Source organism: Brachybacterium sp. P6-10-X1 (assembly GCF_001969445.1).
Classification (GTDB): Bacteria; Actinomycetota; Actinomycetes; order Actinomycetales; family Dermabacteraceae; genus Brachybacterium.
Genome location: NZ_CP017297.1, coordinates 929,402 through 947,029, shown reverse-complemented (window position 1 = coordinate 947,029; position 17,628 = coordinate 929,402). Strand labels below are relative to the sequence as shown.

The window sequence follows — 17,628 nt, the reverse complement described above, 5'->3', positions numbered from 1 at the left end:
GCTGCCCTGCGGCGAGCGTGCCCCGGGGAAGCTCCGACCGGCGGTGAGCTCCCGGCCGGCGGAGCGCCCAGACTCGGGATGACACCTGTTACGCGGGCAGCTTCGCCGCCAGCACCGTGCGGTCGGCCTGCAGCAGGATGCGCTGCGCGGTCGATCCCATGATGAACTTGCCGACCTGCGAGCGATTGCGCACGCCGATCACGATCATGGAGGCGTCCCGCTCGGCCGCCAGCTCGAGGATCACCTCGGCCACGTCGTCACCGTGATGCTGGCGGTGGAACTGGACCGGAACACCGGCCGCCCGGACCTGCTCGTGCAGGCGGTCGCGGTCGGCATCGCTCGCGGCGGACTGGTCCACCGCCACCCCCTCCCGGCGGGAGTTGACGATCAGCAGATCCTCGTCGCGCTGGCGCGCCTGCTCGATGCCGGCGGCCACGGCGGCTTCCCCGACCGGGGTCGGGACATAGGCGATCACGATGGTCATGCGTTCTCCTTGGTGTTCTGCTCCGCGTCCGCGGCGGCGCCGGAGGGCCCGGCGGTGGTGCCGGAGGGCGTGGACGGTCCTGAGGGGGTGCGGCGGCGGGAGGCGGAGCGGATGATCGGCAGGACGGCGACGACGACGAACAGCGCCAGCAGCACGGCCGTGATCGGGCGGGTCACGAACCCGGTCAGGTCGCCGCCGAGGACCAGCAGGGACCGTCGCAGATTCGATTCCAGCAACGCTCCCAGCACGAAGGCCAGCACCAGGGGCCCCGGTTCGAAGGCGAACTTCTTCATCAGGTAGCCCAGCGCTCCGAACAGCACCACGAGCAGCACGTCGAACATCGAGTTGCGGACCGTGTAGGCGCCCAGCAGGGTGATCAGCGCCGTGATCGGGGCCAGGATCGCTCCGCGCACCCGCAGGATGCGGACGAAGAGGCCCACCAGCGGGATCGCCAGGATCAGCAGGATCAGATTGCCGATGTACATCGAGTTCACCACGCCCCAGAACAGCTCCGGGTCATCGGTGATCAGCTGCGGGCCAGGGGTGACGCCCTGGATCAGCAGGGCCCCGAAGATGACGGCCATGGTGGCGTTGGCGGGGATGCCGAGCGTCAGCAGCGGAATGAAGGAGCTGGTCGCGGCCGCATTATTGGCCGACTCCGGCGCGGCGACCCCTTCGACAGCGCCCCGACCGAAGCGCTCAGGATGCTTGTCGCGCTTCTTCTCCATCGCATAGGCGGCCATGGACGAGATGGTGGCGCCGCCTCCGGGCAGGATGCCGAGGAAGAAGCCGAGCACGGATCCGCGGCCGACCGGGGCGATCGAGGTCCTCAGGTCCGAGCGGGTGGGCCAGACGTTCTCGACGGCGATCGGGGACTGTGCGGTGCGGTGACGCTCCTCCATGTTGGCGAGGATCTCGCCGACGCCGAACAGCCCCATCGCCACGGTCACGAAGCTGATGCCGTCGGCCAGGGAGAGATTGTCGAAGGTGTAGCGCTCGGCACCGGTGAAGGTGTCCCGGCCGACGGTGGCCAGCAGCAGGCCGATCGCTGCGGCGATCATCGCCTTGAGCTTCGATCCGCTGGAGATGGTGGCGACCAGCAGGATGCCCACCAGTGCCAGAGCGGTGTACTCGGGCGGGCCGAAGTCCAGCGCGAAGCCGGCGACCAGCGGCGCCAGGACGGTGAGAGCGATGATGGCGACGGTGCCGCCGACGAACGAGGCGATGGCGGCGACACCGAGTGCGGTGCCGGCCCGGCCCTGCTTGGCGAGGGCGTAGCCGTCGAAGGTGGTGACCACGGTGGACGCCTCGCCGGGCAGGCGCAGCAGCACCGAGGTGATCGTCCCGCCGTACTGGGCGCCGTAGAAGATGCCGGCCAGCAGGATGATCGCGGTGACCGGCTCGACGGCGTAGGTCAGCGGCAGCAGGATCGCGATGGTCGCCGCCGGGCCGAGGCCCGGCAGGACGCCGACGAGCATGCCGATCACGACACCGAGCAGGCAGTACAGCAGGTTCGTGGGGTCCGTGACGGTGCCGAAGCCGTCCAGGACCGGCTGGAGGAAATCCATGGTGTGTCTCCGGGTCGGCGGTCAGAACAGGTGCGGGACGGAGGTGCCCAGCGCCGCGATGAAGATCAGGTAGAACGCGACGGGGATCAAGACCGAGCCCAGCAGCGCGGACCGCCAGGACTCACCGCCAAGGATCTTCAGCCAGACGAAGCAGAGCAGCGCGGCGGGGATCTCGAAGCCGACCACCGGCATCAGGGCCACCATCGCCAGCAGGGTCAGGAACCCGACGACGGGGATCAGGGAGGCCCGCGAGAACCGTTCGCCGCCGCTGCCGCGACGACCGACCAGCAGCTGGGCGAGCGCCAGCACACCGATCACCACGCTGATCACGAAGGGCCAGGTCCCGGGCTCGGGTCGGGCGGGGGAGCCCACTCCGAGCCCGACGGCGCCGACGACGCCGAAGACGGCCAGGGCGAGCGCGGCCAGGCCGGCCACGAGATTGGCCCCCGGGCCGGCAGGCCCCGGACCGTCCTCCTCGTGGATGACGAGGTCGGGTTCGTCGGCCGGGCCGAGGGCATGGGCCGCAACGGCCTGGTCCGAGGCATCCGGGCCCGGATCCGCGGCAGAGCCCTCGGGCGCGGTGTCGTCGGTGGCCGGGCCGGCACTGCGGTCGGTGGGTGGGGTCATGGTGCGGCTCATCTCCGTGCGCCTCCGGTCGGTGGATGGACGGCCTGCTCGCTCACTCCGCGGCGAGCGAGATGCCGTGCTGCTCAGTCAGCTCGCGGTAGGTCGTCGCCAGCTCGTTCCACGTCGTGAGGACCTCCTCGCCCGAGATGCCCGTGGGGGTGAACATGTTCTTCTCGTTGAACTCCTGGTAGGACTCCGATTCCAGCGTCGCGTCGATGCCGGCGATCAGCGTCTTCTTGACGTCCTCGGGCAGGCCCTTCGGAGCGGCGACCGCCCGGTACTGGGAGACCGGCACCTCGTAGCCCTCCTCGATCGCCGTGGGAGCGTCGGGCAGGTAGGTGTTGCGCTCCTCGGAGAAGATGACGATCGGGACCACGGTGCCGGCATCGATCTGCGGCTTCGCCTCGCCGAGCTGGATGGTGGCGACATCGACCTGATCGCCCATGACCGCCGTCAGAGCGGGCGAGCCGGAGTCGAACGGGACCTCGCTGCCCTCGATGCCTGCCTGGGCGAACAGGATCGCCTGGGACAGCTGGGAGCCGGTGCCGACGCCGGTGGTCCCCATGGTGAGGTCGCCGCTGGCGGCCTTGACGTCCTCGAGGGTCGTGAATCCGGACTCCGCGCTGGCGACCAGGATGTAGTCGTCCTGGGACAGGCCCTTGAGCACGTCCAGGTCGTCGAGCGAGGGGACCTCGTCCTCGCCCAGGGCGAGTGGGGTGATGGTGATCAGGGTGGCGTTGAGCAGGATCAGGTTCTGCCCGTCGGGGGCCATCCCGGCCACCTCCTGCGTCGCCAGCGCACCGTTGGCGCCGGGGCTGTTGACCACCGGCACGGAGACGCCGAGCTCGGCGCTGAGGCCGTCGGCCGTGGCGCGGGCGATGCGGTCGGTGGATCCGCCCGCGGCCTGACCGACGTGCAGGGTGACCGCGCCGGACGGGAAGTCGCCTCCGCCGCCGGAGTCGGAGGCGGCATCCTCGGGTCCGGACCCGGAGGCGAGGTTCCCGCCGCAGGCGGTGAGAGCGAGGGCGGTCGCGGAGGCCGCGGACAGCCCCAGGACGGAACGGCGATTCGGGGTGAAGGACACGGGGGATCTCCTGGGTCGGAACGGCGGTGTTCGGTGGGGCGGCGATCGGTCGGCGTGCACCGGACCACGAATGCTGCGATGCGTCGACCGTAGAGAGCGTCTACGATGCCTGTCCAAGCCCGTTACGGCATCGAGTGATACCTGGAGTGCATCGTGTTCACCTTGGACCAGGCCCGCCACTTCATCGCCGTCGCCGAGGAGCTGCACTTCGGCCGCGCCGCGGAGCGGCTCGCGATGACCCAGCCGCCGCTGAGCCGTCAGATCCAGAAGCTGGAGCGCAGCGTGGGTGTCGCCCTGCTGGAGCGCGACAGCCGGAAGGTGTCGCTGACCGCGGCCGGAGAAGCATTCCTGGCCGAGGCGCGGCGGCTGGTGGTCGCCGCCGACCGGGCTCCGGCCGCGGCGCGACGGATCGCCTCGGGCCGCGCCGGCGAGATCCGGATCGGCTTCACGGCCGCGACCGGGTTCAGCCTGCTGGGCCCGCTGCTGAGAGAGATCACCGGTGCCCTGCCGGATGTCGACCTCACCCTCGAGGAGCAGGTCACCGGCGAGCAGGTGAGTGCTCTGCAGGCCGGCGATCTCGATCTCGGGCTCGCACGGCCGCCGTTCGACTCCGAGCTGTTCGAGTCGTGGCTGCTGTTCTCCGAGCACCTCCTGCTCGCCGTCCCGACCGGCCATCCGCTGACCCGCCTGGGGCGAGGGCTGCACACGTCGGATCTCGGGGACGAGCCGCTGATCATGCACCACCCCACCCGCGCGCGGTACTTCTACGACCTGGTCATCCGACAGCTGCCGGTCGAGCACGGCAATGTCGTGCACACGGTGAGCCAGATCCTCACGATGATCTCGCTGGTCGCGGCGGGCCGAGGCGTCGCCTTCGTCCCGGAATCGGCACGCGTGCTCGGGATCGAGGGCGTCGAGTACCTGCGGCTGGCCGACCTCGCCCCCGACGCGGTCGAGCTGCACGCCATCTGGAGCCGCCGCGCCCACAACCCCGCGCTGTTCCGCGTCCTCGAGGCGCTCCGGACCATCTCGAGCTGAGGGTCGTCGCCGCGACGGCGCGGTCGGCAATACCCGTATGGCATCACTGGATGCCGAATCGGGCTTGGACAGGCATCACCAGATGTTCTTACGGTCGGGGCACGACCCCGTCCGCGCCACCCGGCGCCTCGCCCGAAGGATGATGCACGTGGCCCGTTACACCCCCCTGGAACTCGCCGACACCCTCAAGGAAGGGCTGCTGTCGTTCCCGGTCACCCCGTTCGACGCCGCTCTCGCCGTGGACGAGACCGCCTACCGCACGCACCTCGCGTGGCAGGCGAGCTTCCCCGTCGCGGGCCTCTTCGCCGCCGGCGGCACCGGGGAGGGCTTCAGCCTCACCCCCGCCGAGGCCGCGACCGTCACCCGCGCCGCCGTCGAGGAGGTCGGGGACCGCGTCCCCGTGCTCGCCTCGGCCGCCGGGTCCACCGCCCAGGCCGTCCAGAACGCCCGGGACGCCGAGGCCGCCGGCGCCGAGGGCCTGCTGCTGCTGCCGCCCTACCTGACCGAATGCGACCAGGAGGGACTGGGCGCCCACGTGGCCGCCGTCTGCTCCGCCACCCGCCTCGGCGTCATCGTCTACAACCGCGCCAATGCCGTCTACTCCGCCGGGACCGTCGCGCGCCTCGCGCAGCGCCATCCGAACTTCATCGGCTTCAAGGACGCGATCGGTGACATCGAGCAGCTCACCCGCGTCTGCACCCGCAACGGCGATCGACTGTTCTATCTGGGCGGTCTGCCCACCGCCGAGGTCTTCGCCCTGCCGCTGCTGCAGCTGGGCATGAGCACCTACTCGTCCGCCATGTACAACTTCGTGCCCGAGTTCGCCCTGGCGTTCTACCGTGACGTGCGCCATCAGGATCGCGCCGCGGTCACGGAGAAGCTCGAACGGTTCGTCCTGCCGTACCTGGAGATCCGCAACCGCGTGAAGGGATACGGCGTCTCGATCATCAAGGGCGGGCTGGCTGCCGTCGGGCGTGACGTCGGCCCGGTCCGCAGCCCGCTGCAGGACCTCACCGAGCGCGACATCGCCGACCTCTCCGCGCTCATCGACGCCGCCGGCGTCCGCCCCGGCAGCGGCGCCGAGCTGCCCGGCGTCCCCTCCGCCGCGCAGCCCGCCTGACCGACCGCCCCGCCCCCGCCGTCGCTGTCCCGAAGGAGCACCGATGACTGACACCACGACCACTTCGCACACCTCGACCACCTCGACCCGGGCGATCCCGACCGGTCGCTCGATCCTCGCCGGCGAGTCCGTCGTCGGCGCCGGAGCCACTGTCCACGGCGTCGACCCCGCCACAGGGGAGATCCTCGAGCCCGGTTACGCCCTGATCGACGAGGACCAGCTCCGCACCGCCACCGCCGCGGCCGAGGCCGCCTTCGCCTCCTTCCGCGGCCTGGCCCCCGAGGACCGCGCAGCCTTCCTCGAGCGCATCGCCGACAACCTTGACGCGGTCGGCGAGGAGCTGGTCGACCGCGCGATGGCCGAGACCGGACTGACCCGGGCCCGGCTGACCGGCGAGCGGGGCCGCACCACCGGTCAGCTGCGCCTGTTCGCGGGCGTCGTGCGCCAGGGCGACCACCACGGTGCGCGGATCGACCCGGCCAGGCCCGAGCGCACCCCGTCGCCGCGCGCCGACATCCGCCAGCGCACCGTCCCCCTGGGGCCGGTCGCGGTGTTCGGCGCCTCGAACTTCCCGCTCGCCTTCTCCACCGCCGGCGGCGACACGGCCTCGGCGCTGGCCGCCGGATGCCCCGTCGTGGTCAAGGCCCACAATGCCCACCCGGGGACCGCCGAGATCGTCGGCCGCGCTGTCACCGATGCCGTCGCCGAGACGGGCCTGCACCCCGGCGTGTTCTCGCTCGTGTACGGGCAGGGTTCGCTGATCGGCCAGGCCCTGGTCGCCGACCCGGCGATCCAGGCCGTCGGCTTCACCGGCTCCCGTGGCGCGGGGCTCTCCCTGGTGGCGACGGCCGCCGCCCGGCCCGTGCCGATCCCGGTCTACGCCGAGATGAGCTCGATCAATCCCGTGTTCCTGTTCGACGGCGCCCTGCGCGGCGACGTCGAGGCGCTCGCGACGGCCTTCGTCGGCTCCGTGACCGGATCCAGCGGACAGCTGTGCACCGCACCCGGTCTGGTGTTCGTCCCATCCGGCCCGGCGGGCGACGCTTTCGCGAGCGCCGTCCGGACGGCGCTGGGGACCACCTCGGGACAGACGATGCTCACCGCCGCGATCGCGGACTCGTGGACCGCCGGGGTCGAGGAGCTCGGCGGACGGGCCGGTGTCGAACTGCTCGCCCGCGGCATCGCCGGCGAGAGCGAGAACGCACCGGCACCGGCCGTGTTCGCCACCGACGTGGCCACCTTCCTCTCCGACGACGTGCTGCAGCAGGAGGTCTTCGGCGCGGCCTCGCTGCTGATCCGCTACTCCTCGGCCGACGAGCTGCTCGACGCCGCCGAGCACCTCGAGGGACAGCTCACCGCCACCCTTCATCTCACCGAGGCCGACCATCCCGCGGCGGCGCCGCTGCTGCCGGTGCTCGAGCACCGGGCCGGACGGATCCTGGCGGGCGGTTGGCCCACCGGGGTCGAGGTCGGCCACGCCATGGTCCACGGCGGGCCCTTCCCTGCGACCTCGAACAGCCGCACGACCTCGGTGGGGACCCTCGCGATCGACCGTTTCCTGCGTCCCGTCGCCTACCAGGACATCCCTGACGAGCTGCTGCCGGCACCGCTGCGAGAGGACAATCCGTGGCACCTCACCCGTCGCCGCGACGGTCTCCTCGAGTCCGCGGGGGAGGAGGCGTGAGCGGCCCTACCCTCGTCGACCTCGAGATCGTCCCGGTCGCCGGGCACGACTCGATGCTGCTGAACCTCTCCGGCGCGCACGGACCGTTCTTCACCCGCAACATCGTCATCGCGACCGACTCCGAGGGCCGCGAGGGCCTCGGCGAGGTCCCCGGCGGAGAACTGATCCGGACCACTCTCGCGGAGGCCGCCGAGCTCGTCGTCGGCCGACCCGTCGCCCAGTTCCGGTCGCTGCTGCGGGAGGTGTCGAGGACCTTCGCCGATCGCGATCTCGGCGGGCGCGGGAATCAGACCTTCGACCTGCGCACCACCATCCACGCCGTGACCGGCCTGGAGTCCGCGCTGCTGGACCTGCACGGCCAGTTCCTGGGCGTTCCCGTGGCGGAGCTGCTGGGCAGTGGCCGACAGCGCGACGCGGTGCCGGTGCTGGGCTACCTGTTCTACGTCGGCGACTCCGACGGCACCGACCTGCCCTACCTGCGCGAGAGCGACGGCAGCGACGACTGGAGCCGCCTGCGCCGCGAGGAGGCGATGACGCCCGAGGCGATCGTCCGCCTGGCCGAGGCGGCGCGGGACCGCTACGGGTTCCGCGACTTCAAGCTCAAGGGCGGGGTCCAGGCCGGCGAGGAGGAGGCCGAGGCGGTCATCGCGCTGAAGGAGCGCTTCCCCGAGGCCCGCATCACGATCGATCCCAACGGCGGCTGGCTGCTCCAGGAGGCGATCGGTCTGGGCCGGCGCCTGGACGGGGTGCTGGCCTACGCCGAGGACCCCGTCGGCGCCGAAGGCCGGTTCTCCGGCCGCGAGACCATGGCCGAGTTCCGCCGCGCCACCGGATTGCCGACCGCGACCAACATGGTGGCCACCGACTGGCGCGAGCTGGCGCACACGGTGCGCACCGACGCGGTGGACATCCCCTTGGCCGATCCCCACTTCTGGACGATGGCCGGTTCGGTGCGGGTGGCACAGCTGTGCGACGAGTTCGGCCTGACCTGGGGCTCGCATTCCAACAACCACTTCGACATCTCGCTGGCGATGTTCACCCAGGTCGGCGCCGCCGCCCCGGGGGACATCACGGCGCTGGACACCCACTGGATCTGGCAGGACGGTCAGGGGCTGACCACGCGGCCGCTGCCGATCCGGGACGGGGAGATCACGGTGCCGGAGTGCGCGGGGCTCGGCGTGCAGCTGGACCGGGAGCGGCTCGCGGCGGCGCATGCGCTGTACCGCGAGCAGGGGCTCGGCACCCGCGACGATGCCTCGGCGATGCAGTACCTGGTGCCGGGATGGGTGTTCGACCCGAAGCGCCCCTGCCTGGTGCGGTAGGGGCCGCGTGAGCGGGGTCCTGCTCGGATTCGGCATCGTCCTGGCCCTGATCGCCATCGGGGCCGTGGCCGCCGGCCTGCTGCCGAGCAGAGCGAGCGACATGCAGCGCGGGCTGCAGCCGACGATCTACTACGTCACCAATCCGGCCCTGATGCTGGTGCTGGTCTCGGACGCGGACCTCAGCGCGATCGTCGGCGTCTTCACGCCGATCGCTCTGCTCACCGCAGCGCTGGTCGGCGGTCTGTACGCGCTGGTCAGCCGTCTCGCCCTGCGCCGCCCGGCGGGCCAGACGGCGAGCGGCGCCATGGCCTCCTCGTATGTCAATGCCGGCAACATCGGGGTGCCGATCGCGATCTACGCGGTGGGCGGCACCGATCCGGTGGTGGCCGTGCTGCTGGCCCAGCTTCTGGTGATCGCCCCGGTCTACCTCACGATCTTCGCCTGGTGCAGCCGGGGTCCGGAGTCCGCACCGGCGACGGTCCCGACCTGGCGGAGCATCGCGTCGACCGTCGCGAACCCGGTCACCGTCGCCACCGCGGCCGCCGTGGCCCTGTCCGTCTCCGGGATCACCCTGCCGACGGTGCTGTGGACGCCGGTCGAGATGCTCGGTCACGCCTCGATCCCGCTGCTGCTGCTCGTGTTCGGGATGAGCCTGATCGGGAAGCGACCGCTGGGCGACCGGGAGATGATCGGTGACGTCCTGCTCGCCGCGGCCATGAAGCTCGCCGTGATGCCCGTTCTCGCGTGGGCCGTCGCGAGATTCCTGTTCGGCCTCGAGGCCACTGAGCTGTTCGCGGTCACGGTGATGGCGGCCCTGCCCACCGCCCAGAACGTCTTCCTGTTCGCGAGCCAGTTCCGCCTGCGGTCCTCCCTCGTGCGGGACGTGCTGCTGCTCAGCTCCCTGCTCGGCCTGCCCGCCGTGCTGATCGTCGCCCTCGCGCTGGGGTGACGCCGGCGCGGCCGGTGTGTGGTTGCTCCGCCCCGTGTGACGTCGGTCCGTCGGCCGCGGCGGGCTGGGAGAGTCACCGGCCCTCGTGAGACGATGTGGCGATGCCCCGCGCGCCCGTGCGGCGGACCCAGCGAGGAGAGGACGTAGCCGGTGACCCCGAGGATCGCGGCCGAGGAGGCCCGGGACATCCTTCCCGCGTCGACACCCCAGGAACGGCTGCGCAACTTCTGCATCATCGCGCACATCGACCACGGCAAGTCCACGCTCGCCGACCGGATGCTGCAGATCACCGGGATCGTCGACGAGCGCGCCATGCGCTCCCAGTACCTCGACCGCATGGACATCGAGCGCGAGCGCGGCATCACCGTGAAGTCCCAGGCCGTCCGGATGCCGTGGCAGGTCGACGGCACGAACTACGCCCTGAACATGATCGACACCCCCGGCCACGTGGACTTCACGTATGAGGTCTCCCGCTCCCTCGCCGCCTGCGAGGGTGCGATCCTCCTGGTCGACGCCGCCCAGGGCATCGAGGCACAGACGCTCGCGAACCTGTACCTCGCCATGGAGCACGACCTCACCATCATCCCGGTGCTGAACAAGATCGATCTGCCCGGCGCGGAGCCGGAGCGGTACGCCGCCGAGATCGGGCAGCTGGTGGGCGTGGACCCCGACGACGTCCTGCGCGTCTCCGGCAAGACCGGCCTCGGCGTCGAGGACCTGCTGGATCACGTGGTCGACACCGTGCCGGAGCCCGAGGGCGAGCCGGACGCCCCGTGCCGCGCGATGATCTTCGACTCCGTGTACGACACCTACCGCGGCGTGGTCACCTACATCCGTGTCGTCGACGGATTCCTGAAGTCCCGCGACCGCATCGACATGATGTCCACCGGGGCGCACCACGAGCTGCTCGAGATCGGGGTCAGCTCCCCGGAGCCGCATCCCACCCCGGGCATCGGGCCCGGCGAGGTCGGCTACCTGATCACCGGCGTGAAGGACGTCCGCCAGTCCAAGGTCGGCGACACCATCACCACGTCGGTGCGCGGCGCCGAGGAACCGCTGCCGGGGTACTCGGAGCCCAAGCCGATGGTGTTCTCCGGTCTGTTCCCGATCGACGGCTCCGAGTACCCGATCCTGCGGGACGCCCTCGACAAGCTCAAGCTCAACGACGCCGCCCTGAACTACGAGCCGGAGACCTCCACGGCGCTCGGCTTCGGGTTCCGCGTGGGCTTCCTGGGCCTGCTGCACCTGGAGATCATCCGCGAGCGCCTCGAGCGCGAGTTCAACCTCTCCTTGATCTCCACCGCACCCAGCGTGGTCTACCAGGTCACCATGGAGGACGGCACCGAGGTCGAGGTCATGAACCCCTCCGATTTCCCCGAGGGGAAGGTCGACTCGATCACCGAGCCGCTCGCCTCCGCCACCATCCTGGTGCCCAGCGAGTTCATCGGCGCCGTCATGGAGCTGTGCCAGTCCAAGCGCGGTGATCTCGGCGGCATGGACTATCTCAGCGAGGACCGCGTCGAGCTGCGGTACACCTTGCCGCTGGCGGAGATCGTCTTCGACTTCTTCGACCAGCTGAAGTCCCGCACCCGCGGCTACGCCTCGCTGGACTACGACGTCTCCGGCACCCAGGTCGCGGATCTCGTCAAGGTGGACATGCTCCTGCAGGGCGAGCCGGTCGACGCCTTCAGCGCGATCGTCCACCGCGACAAGGCCTACGGCTACGGCGTCGAGATGGCCGGGAAGCTGAAGAAGCTCATCCCCCGCCAGCAGTTCGAGGTGCCGATCCAGGCCGCCATCGGGGCCCGCATCATCGCCCGCGAGAACATCCGTGCGATGCGCAAGGACGTGCTGTCGAAGTGCTACGGCGGCGACATCTCGCGCAAGCGCAAGCTGCTGGAGAAGCAGAAGGAGGGCAAGAAGCGGATGAAGAACATCGGCTCCGTCGAGGTGCCGCAGGAAGCCTTCATCGCCGCGCTGTCCTCCGACGAGGGCGATATGCCCAAGGATTCCAAGAAGAAGTGATGAGCGCACCTGCTCCGCTGAGCGTCCGGATCGATCAGTCCACAGGCGGGACGATCGCCGCGGTCTGCACCGTCTCCCAGCTGTTCCCGGTCGCCGCCAGCGGCCTGATGAGCGGGATCGACAAGCGTCCCGTCGACGGGCCCGTCCGCCTGCTCACCCACGGGGTGCTCGGCGATGTCCAGGGTGACCGCGAGAACCACGGCGGCGTGTTCAAGGCCGTCTACGCCTTCTCCCGCGAGACCCGGCTGGCGCACGCCCGGGAGAGGGAGCTGGACCTGCCCGACGGATCCTTCGGCGAGAACCTCGTGACCTGTGGGCAGGACACCGACGAGACGGTGATCGGGGAGCGCTGGCGGATCGGCGGTGCCGAGATCGAGGCGACCACACCGCGCAACCCCTGCGGCACGTTCGCAGCCTGGATCGGGGACCCCCGCTGGGGCCGCCGCTTCACCGGTGCCGGCCGCGCCGGTGCCTACTTCCGCGTGCTGGTGCCGGGGGAGACGCGCGCCGGGGACGGGATCGAGGTGCTCTCCCGTCCCGGCCACGGCGTCACCATCGGCGATGCCTTCCGGGGCCTTGACGCCCGGCAGGCACGGGCCCTGCTGGGCTGGGCCCGAGAGACCGGGACGGTGCTGTACGACTCCCTGGCCCGCGTCGCCGAGACCGCTCTGCGCCGGGCGGGCGAGAGCACGGACTTCCCCGAGCACCTGCGCTCGAGCGGGCGCGGCCTCGGACCGGGGACGGGCCGGTGAGGGCGGGGTCCGCGGACGAGCGACCCCGCGACCTCTCCGTCTACATCCACGTCCCGTTCTGCGCCGTGCGCTGCGGGTACTGCGACTTCAACACGTACACCGCGACCGAGCTGGGCGGCGGCGGGTCCCAGGCGGAGTACCCCGCCAACGCACGGGCCGAGATGGACCTGACCCTTGCCGCCGATCGCGCCGCCGGCTACGACTACGAGCGGGTCTCGACCGTCTTCTTCGGCGGCGGCACACCCACCCTGCTGCCGGCCGACGACCTGGTCTCGATGCTCGACCATCTGCGCACGGTGATTCCGCTGGCCCAGGACGCCGAGATCACCACCGAGGCGAATCCGGATTCCGTCACCCGCGCGTCCCTGTCCCGCCTCGCCGCGGGCGGGATCACGCGGGTCTCCTTCGGCATGCAGTCCGCCGTTCCGTCCGTGCTGGCCACCCTGGATCGCACCCACGACCCCGAGCGGGTCCCGCAGGCGGTCGCCTGGGCACGCGAGGCCGGTCTCGACGTGAGCCTGGATCTGATCTACGGCACACCGGGGGAGACCGTCGCCGATGTCGAGACCTCCGTGAAGGCTGCGCTGGCCTGCGGGGTCGACCACATGTCGGCCTACTCCCTGATCATCGAGGGGAACACGGCGATGGCCCGTCAGCTGCGCCGGGGCGAGCTCGAGGCACCGGACCCCGACGACATGGCGGACAAGTACGAGCTGATCGACGATCTCGCCGCGGCCGACGGCCTCAGCTGGTACGAGGTCTCGAACTGGGCCCGCACCGAACCGCAGCGCTCCCGCCACAACCTCGCCTACTGGCGCGGCGGGGACTGGTGGGGGATCGGGCCCGGCGCGCACCGTCACCGTGACGGTCTGCGCTCCTGGAACGTGAAGCACCCCAGTCGTTATGCGCGGATGCTCGCGAGCGGCGAGATGCCCGTGGCGGACTCCGAGCAGGTCGCCGACCAGGACCGCCAGGTGGAGCGGATCATGCTCGAGCTGCGGCTCGCCGACGGGCTCCCCGTCGGAACAGTTCCCGAGCGGACCCGCGGCATGCTCGAGGTCCACCGCGAGCGCGGGCATCTGGATGCCGAGGCCCTCGCCGACGGGCGTGCGGTGCTGACCCGACCAGGCCGGCTGCTGGCCGACGCGGTGATCCGCGACCTCGTGCCCTGACCGGCGCCGATCGTGCCCTGACCGGCGCGGCGCACGCCCGGGTCTCGTCAGTCCCGGGTGGCGCGGTCCACAAATGGGGCGATGACCAAGCCCACCTCGATCGACGAGCACCTCGCGAGCCTCGATGGACGCGCGGCCTCCCGGCTGCGTGAGCTGCGAGCTCTGATCCACGAGGCCGCGCCCGAGGTCACCGAAGCCCTCACGTGGGGAAACCCGGCGTTCCTCCATCCCAGCGGCATGATCCTGGTGATCGTGGGGACCTACGCCGCCCATGCGAATCTCGCCGTCACGCCGAGCACCCGGGAGGCCTTCGCCGCCGAGCTCACGGAGTTCGGGACCGGCAAGGGCACGGTGAAGCTGCCTGACGACCAGCCGGTGCCCACGGATCTGCTGCGGCGGATGGTCGCCTATCGCCTGGCGGAGTACGAGCAGCGCGGCGTGACCTGGATGTAGCGGCCGACGACGGCGAAGCGCCCCCGGAGACCGAGGCGGTCTCCGGGGGCGCCGGGGCATGGCCCGCAGGCCGTGGACATCAGCGGAACAGGCGCAGGTTTGCCGGGTAGTTCCACCACTCGCCCTGGTAGGCCTTGATGGCACCGATGATCGCGAAGATCGCCTGGACCACCGTCGGCACGAACATGAGCCCGAAGAGCACGGCCCCGATGCCGAGAGTGAGGATCGTGATGATCGTGAACAGCACGCCCATCGCGAGGGAGACGACCAGCGCGGCGATGGTGCCGTTCAGCGCCTCGGCGGCGTTGTAGCGCACGAAGCGGTGACGGTCCTTGAACACCACGAACAGCACGATCTGGGCGATGAGGCCGCCGATGAACGGGATGACGAACTGCAGCAGCGCGGCCAGATGCACCACGAGCGCCCAGGTCTTCGCGTCGGAGTCATTCATCCCCTGCCCGGACAGCGGGCCGTCGTAGATGCCCTTGAAACCGGGCGGGGGAGTGTTCAGGTCGACAGCGCCGGGAGCGGCGTACCCCTCGGGCCCGCCGCCGTAGGAACCCTGCGGGCCGTACGTGCCCTGGGGGCCGTACGTGCCCTGCGGACCGGGCGCCCCCGGCGCGTCGTACGCGTCCTGGGGGTCGTCGATGCCCAGCGGGTCGTCGGTGCCCTGCGAGTCGCCGGTCGTGCCGGGTCCGGCCTGCTGACCCGGTTGACCGGGCGCTGCGTAGGGGCTCTGCGGGCCGGCCTGGCCCTGGGCGCCCGGGGTCCCGCCGGCGGGGGTGCCGTGGGGATCCTGACCGGCCGACGGGGAGGGGGCGGAGGTGCCTTCGGCCGCGGGGCCCGGCCGCATGCTGTCGTCGTAGGCGTAGGGATCGTGCGGGTGCAGCGCCGGATCAGAGGTCGGGCTGCCCAGCTCATGCTCCGGGACGTCGTGCTGCGCGCCGTCGCCCTGCGGCGCGGCGGCGTCCTGGGGCGCAGCGGTCCAGCCCGGGCTCTGCTGCTCGGGGGCGGCGCTGCCGGGCTCGGTACCGTACGGGTCGTGCGGGTGCGGAGTCTGGCTCATGGTTCCTTCTTCGAACGGGCCGGCCGGGAGGGCCGACGTCGGACTGACTCCCTCAGCCTAACCAGCGCGGTCCCCGTCGTCTCCGGGGCGGGCCGCCATGTCGGATGGGGGATGGCCCCCAGGCCCTGCTCGTCAGGAGGGATCGACCGTCACGAAGTCGATGAGCTCCTCGATGCGCCCCGACAGCGAGGGCTCGACGTCGGCGTAGGAGCGGACGGTCGACAGGATCCGCTGCCAGCCGATGCCGATGTCGGCCGTGTCCTCGTGCGGCCAGCCCAGCGCTGCGAGGGAGCCGACCTTGATGTCGGTCCCCTTGGGGATGTGCGGCCACTCCCGCAGCCCCACGCGGGCCGGGCGCACCGCCTGCCAGACGTCGACGTAGGGGTGGCCGAGCACCTCGACGTTCCCGCGGGCGCCGGGCAGCTTCATCACCTCGGCCGCGATCCGGGACTCCTTCGACCCGGGCACCAGGTGGTCCACCAGGATGCCGAGGCGTCGACCGGCCGACGGGCCGAAGGCCTGGACGCGCTCGACGAGGTTGTCCGCGCCCTCGAGCTGCTCGACCACGATCCCCTCGATACGCAGGTCGTGCCCCCACACCTTCTGCACCAGCTCGGCGTCGTGCGTGCCCTCGACCCAGATCCTCGAGGCGCGGGCGGTGCGGGCCCTCGCCCCCTCGACGAAGACCGAGCCGCTCGCGGAGCGCTTGCGCGCCGGGGCCTGCGCACGAGGGGCCGGCCGCGTGAGCAGCACCGGCTTCCCGTCGATCATGAAGCCCGGGCCGAGCGGGAAGGTGCGGCGCGCGCTGCGGCCGTCCTCGAGCTCGACGACGTGTTCGCCGGCGATCTTCTCCACACGGGTGATGGCGCCGGTGAATCCGGTGGAGGCCTCCTCGACGACGAGGTCGCGCCGGGCGGGGACCTCGCGGGCGACGGGGCGACGACGATGATGGGCGGGCGGACCGGAGGACAGCACGTCAGGGCCGTACCGGTCGGGGAAGCGATCGGATGCTGCAGGCACGCGCGACACCTTACCCCCGTGGCGAACGCCTCCCCGCGCGCATCGCCGGGGGCGCGTAGGATTGGCACTCGGCACGGGCAGGTGCCAGATCTGGTCCTCGCGACGCTGGTCACGCCCGTCGGCCCCCGATGACAGGAACGCACGGAACGCAGAACGCACGGCATGCAGGAGGTGAGGCACACGGACGCCCGGAAGCTGCAGATCCTCGGCGCGATCGTCGAGGACTACGTCTCCACCCGTGAGCCCGTCGGCTCCAAGTCCCTGCTGGATCGTCACGAGCTCGGGGTCTCCGCCGCCACGGTGCGCAACGACATGTCGCTGCTCGAGGAGGAGGGGCTGATCCATCAGCCCCACACCTCCGCCGGTCGTGTGCCCACCGACAAGGGGTACCGCGCCTTCGTCGACCACGTCGCGACCGTCAAGCCGCTGTCGGCCCCCGAGCGCAGCGCGATCCGCACCCTGTTGGAGGACTCCGGTGACGTCGAGGAGCTCCTCGGCCGCACCGTGCGCCTGATGGCGCAGCTCACCCAGCAGGTCGCGATGGTGCAGTACCCGGCCCGACGCCAGGCGCGCGTCCGCCACGTCGAGCTGGTCAAGGTCGCCGATTCGCTGCTCCTGGTCGTGCTGATCACGGAGTCCGGTCGGGTCGACCAGCGCACGGTCCCGGTGCTCGCGGCTCGGCCCGCCGAGTCCTACCTCGACCTGCGCGACCAGCTCAATCGGGCCCTCTCCGGCCGAGAGGTCACCGACCTCGCCGTGCCCCTGGCCGACCTGCTCGAGACGCTCCCGGCGGCGGAGCGCCCCTCGGCCCGGGAAGTGACCGATGCGCTCGTGTCCCTGGCGGCGACGCGGGCGGAGGATCGGATCGTGCTGGCCGGGACCGCCAACATCGCCCGCTCCGCCGAGGACTTCGCGCGCGACGTGGAGCCTCTGCTGGACGTGCTCGAGGAGCAGCTGGTGCTGATGCGCCTGTTCACCGAGATGCACGCCTCGCCGGGAGCGGTCGAGGTGCGGATCGGGTCCGAGCTGCACGATCGCGCCCTGCATCAGGCCGCGCTCGTCGGCGCGGGATATGGTGCAGGATCGCATCTGGCGATCCTCGGCCCCAGCCGTATGGACTACGTCGCCGGCATCTCGACCGTCCAGGCCATCGCCCGCTACGTGTCCCGCTACCTCGAATGACCTCCCGGCGCGCGGATGCGTGTCGACCTGCCAGCCCCACCGCCCGGTGCCTGCTGCCGCACGCCGCGGCCCGGCCACCCCG

General features: G+C 71.3%; 16 protein-coding genes. 10 read left to right on the top strand and 6 right to left on the bottom strand.

What is annotated here, in order from left to right; translation table 11 throughout:
• Positions 1-88: 88 nt before the first annotated feature.
• The 4 genes from BH708_RS04330 to BH708_RS04315 are packed head-to-tail and all read right to left on the bottom strand — an operon-like array spanning position 89 to position 3,763.
• Positions 89-484, bottom strand: coding sequence for a universal stress protein (locus BH708_RS04330; protein WP_076806908.1), 396 nt, complete (start codon positions 482-484; stop codon positions 89-91).
• Positions 481-2,052: a tripartite tricarboxylate transporter permease gene (locus tag BH708_RS04325; RefSeq protein WP_076806907.1), complete on the bottom strand. Its 1,572-nt coding sequence runs from the start codon at positions 2,050-2,052 to the stop codon at positions 481-483. The genes BH708_RS04330 and BH708_RS04325 overlap by 4 nt, the downstream gene beginning before the upstream one ends.
• A 21-nt stretch (positions 2,053-2,073) precedes the next feature.
• Positions 2,074-2,679, bottom strand: coding sequence for a tripartite tricarboxylate transporter TctB family protein (locus BH708_RS04320; RefSeq protein WP_076810774.1), 606 nt, complete (start codon positions 2,677-2,679; stop codon positions 2,074-2,076).
• 52 nt (positions 2,680-2,731) lie between these two features.
• Entirely contained in the window at positions 2,732-3,763 is a 1,032-nt protein-coding gene (locus BH708_RS04315) for a tripartite tricarboxylate transporter substrate binding protein (RefSeq protein WP_076806905.1), read from the bottom strand.
• A 153-nt stretch (positions 3,764-3,916) separates the two neighbouring features.
• Between BH708_RS04315 and BH708_RS04310 the strand changes: the two genes are divergently transcribed.
• From BH708_RS04310 to BH708_RS04270, 9 genes are all read left to right on the top strand, one after another.
• Positions 3,917-4,801, top strand: a complete 885-nt coding sequence (locus BH708_RS04310) for a LysR family transcriptional regulator (protein WP_076806903.1) — start codon at positions 3,917-3,919, stop codon at positions 4,799-4,801.
• 148 nt (positions 4,802-4,949) lie between these two features.
• On the top strand, positions 4,950-5,921 hold the full coding sequence (kdgD, locus tag BH708_RS04305; protein ID WP_076810772.1) for a 5-dehydro-4-deoxyglucarate dehydratase: 972 nt from the start codon (positions 4,950-4,952) through the stop codon (positions 5,919-5,921).
• Positions 5,922-5,964: 43 nt separating this feature from the next.
• Positions 5,965-7,605 (top strand): aldehyde dehydrogenase (NADP(+)), encoded by a 1,641-nt coding sequence (locus BH708_RS04300; RefSeq protein ID WP_076806901.1) that lies wholly within the window; start codon positions 5,965-5,967, stop codon positions 7,603-7,605.
• Between the two features lie 53 nt (positions 7,606-7,658).
• A complete protein-coding gene (locus BH708_RS04295) occupies positions 7,659-8,927 on the top strand; it encodes an enolase C-terminal domain-like protein (RefSeq protein WP_083713860.1) in 1,269 nt (422 codons plus the stop codon).
• 7 nt (positions 8,928-8,934) lie between these two features.
• A complete protein-coding gene (locus tag BH708_RS04290; protein WP_076806898.1) occupies positions 8,935-9,876 on the top strand; it encodes an AEC family transporter in 942 nt (313 codons plus the stop codon).
• Between the two features lie 150 nt (positions 9,877-10,026).
• On the top strand, positions 10,027-11,901 hold the full coding sequence (lepA, locus tag BH708_RS04285) for a translation elongation factor 4 (protein WP_076806896.1): 1,875 nt from the start codon (positions 10,027-10,029) through the stop codon (positions 11,899-11,901).
• Positions 11,901-12,653, top strand: a complete 753-nt coding sequence (locus BH708_RS04280) for an MOSC domain-containing protein (protein ID WP_076806894.1) — start codon at positions 11,901-11,903, stop codon at positions 12,651-12,653. Before lepA ends, BH708_RS04280 begins: the two co-directional genes overlap by 1 nt.
• The gene (gene hemW, locus BH708_RS04275) at positions 12,650-13,825 is read left to right on the top strand and encodes a radical SAM family heme chaperone HemW (RefSeq protein WP_076806892.1); all 1,176 of its coding nucleotides are present in this window, start codon (positions 12,650-12,652) and stop codon (positions 13,823-13,825) included. Before BH708_RS04280 ends, hemW begins: the two co-directional genes overlap by 4 nt.
• 81 nt (positions 13,826-13,906) lie before the next feature.
• Positions 13,907-14,278: an iron chaperone gene (locus BH708_RS04270; RefSeq protein ID WP_076806890.1), complete on the top strand. Its 372-nt coding sequence runs from the start codon at positions 13,907-13,909 to the stop codon at positions 14,276-14,278.
• Between the two features lie 79 nt (positions 14,279-14,357).
• Here the strand turns inward: BH708_RS04270 and BH708_RS04265 are convergent, their stop codons facing one another.
• Entirely contained in the window at positions 14,358-15,344 is a 987-nt protein-coding gene (locus tag BH708_RS04265) for a DUF4870 domain-containing protein (RefSeq protein WP_076806888.1), read from the bottom strand.
• 132 nt (positions 15,345-15,476) lie between these two features.
• Positions 15,477-16,373 carry a DUF3097 family protein gene (locus BH708_RS04260; protein ID WP_157235739.1) on the bottom strand — a complete coding sequence of 299 codons (897 nt, stop codon included), beginning with the start codon at positions 16,371-16,373 and terminating at the stop codon, positions 15,477-15,479.
• Positions 16,374-16,535: 162 nt separating this feature from the next.
• On the opposite strand from BH708_RS04260, the gene hrcA reads away from it, so the two are divergent.
• A complete protein-coding gene (hrcA, locus tag BH708_RS04255; protein ID WP_172805787.1) occupies positions 16,536-17,546 on the top strand; it encodes a heat-inducible transcriptional repressor HrcA in 1,011 nt (336 codons plus the stop codon).
• Positions 17,547-17,628 lie beyond the last annotated feature (82 nt).

What these genes read in the sequence shown, in the direction of transcription:
- BH708_RS04330 (WP_076806908.1), bottom strand. Translation starts at nt 484, where the DNA reads ATGACCATCGTGATCGCCTATGTCCCGACCCCGGTCGGGGAAGCCGCC.
- BH708_RS04325 (WP_076806907.1), bottom strand. Translation starts at nt 2,052, where the DNA reads ATGGATTTCCTCCAGCCGGTCCTGGACGGCTTCGGCACCGTCACGGAC.
- BH708_RS04320 (WP_076810774.1), bottom strand. Translation starts at nt 2,679, where the DNA reads ATGACCCCACCCACCGACCGCAGTGCCGGCCCGGCCACCGACGACACC.
- BH708_RS04300 (WP_076806901.1), top strand. Translation starts at nt 5,965, where the DNA reads ATGACTGACACCACGACCACTTCGCACACCTCGACCACCTCGACCCGG.
- BH708_RS04295 (WP_083713860.1), top strand. Translation starts at nt 7,659, where the DNA reads ATGCTGCTGAACCTCTCCGGCGCGCACGGACCGTTCTTCACCCGCAAC.
- BH708_RS04280 (WP_076806894.1), top strand. Translation starts at nt 11,901, where the DNA reads ATGAGCGCACCTGCTCCGCTGAGCGTCCGGATCGATCAGTCCACAGGC.
- BH708_RS04270 (WP_076806890.1), top strand. Translation starts at nt 13,907, where the DNA reads ATGACCAAGCCCACCTCGATCGACGAGCACCTCGCGAGCCTCGATGGA.
- BH708_RS04265 (WP_076806888.1), bottom strand. Translation starts at nt 15,344, where the DNA reads ATGAGCCAGACTCCGCACCCGCACGACCCGTACGGTACCGAGCCCGGC.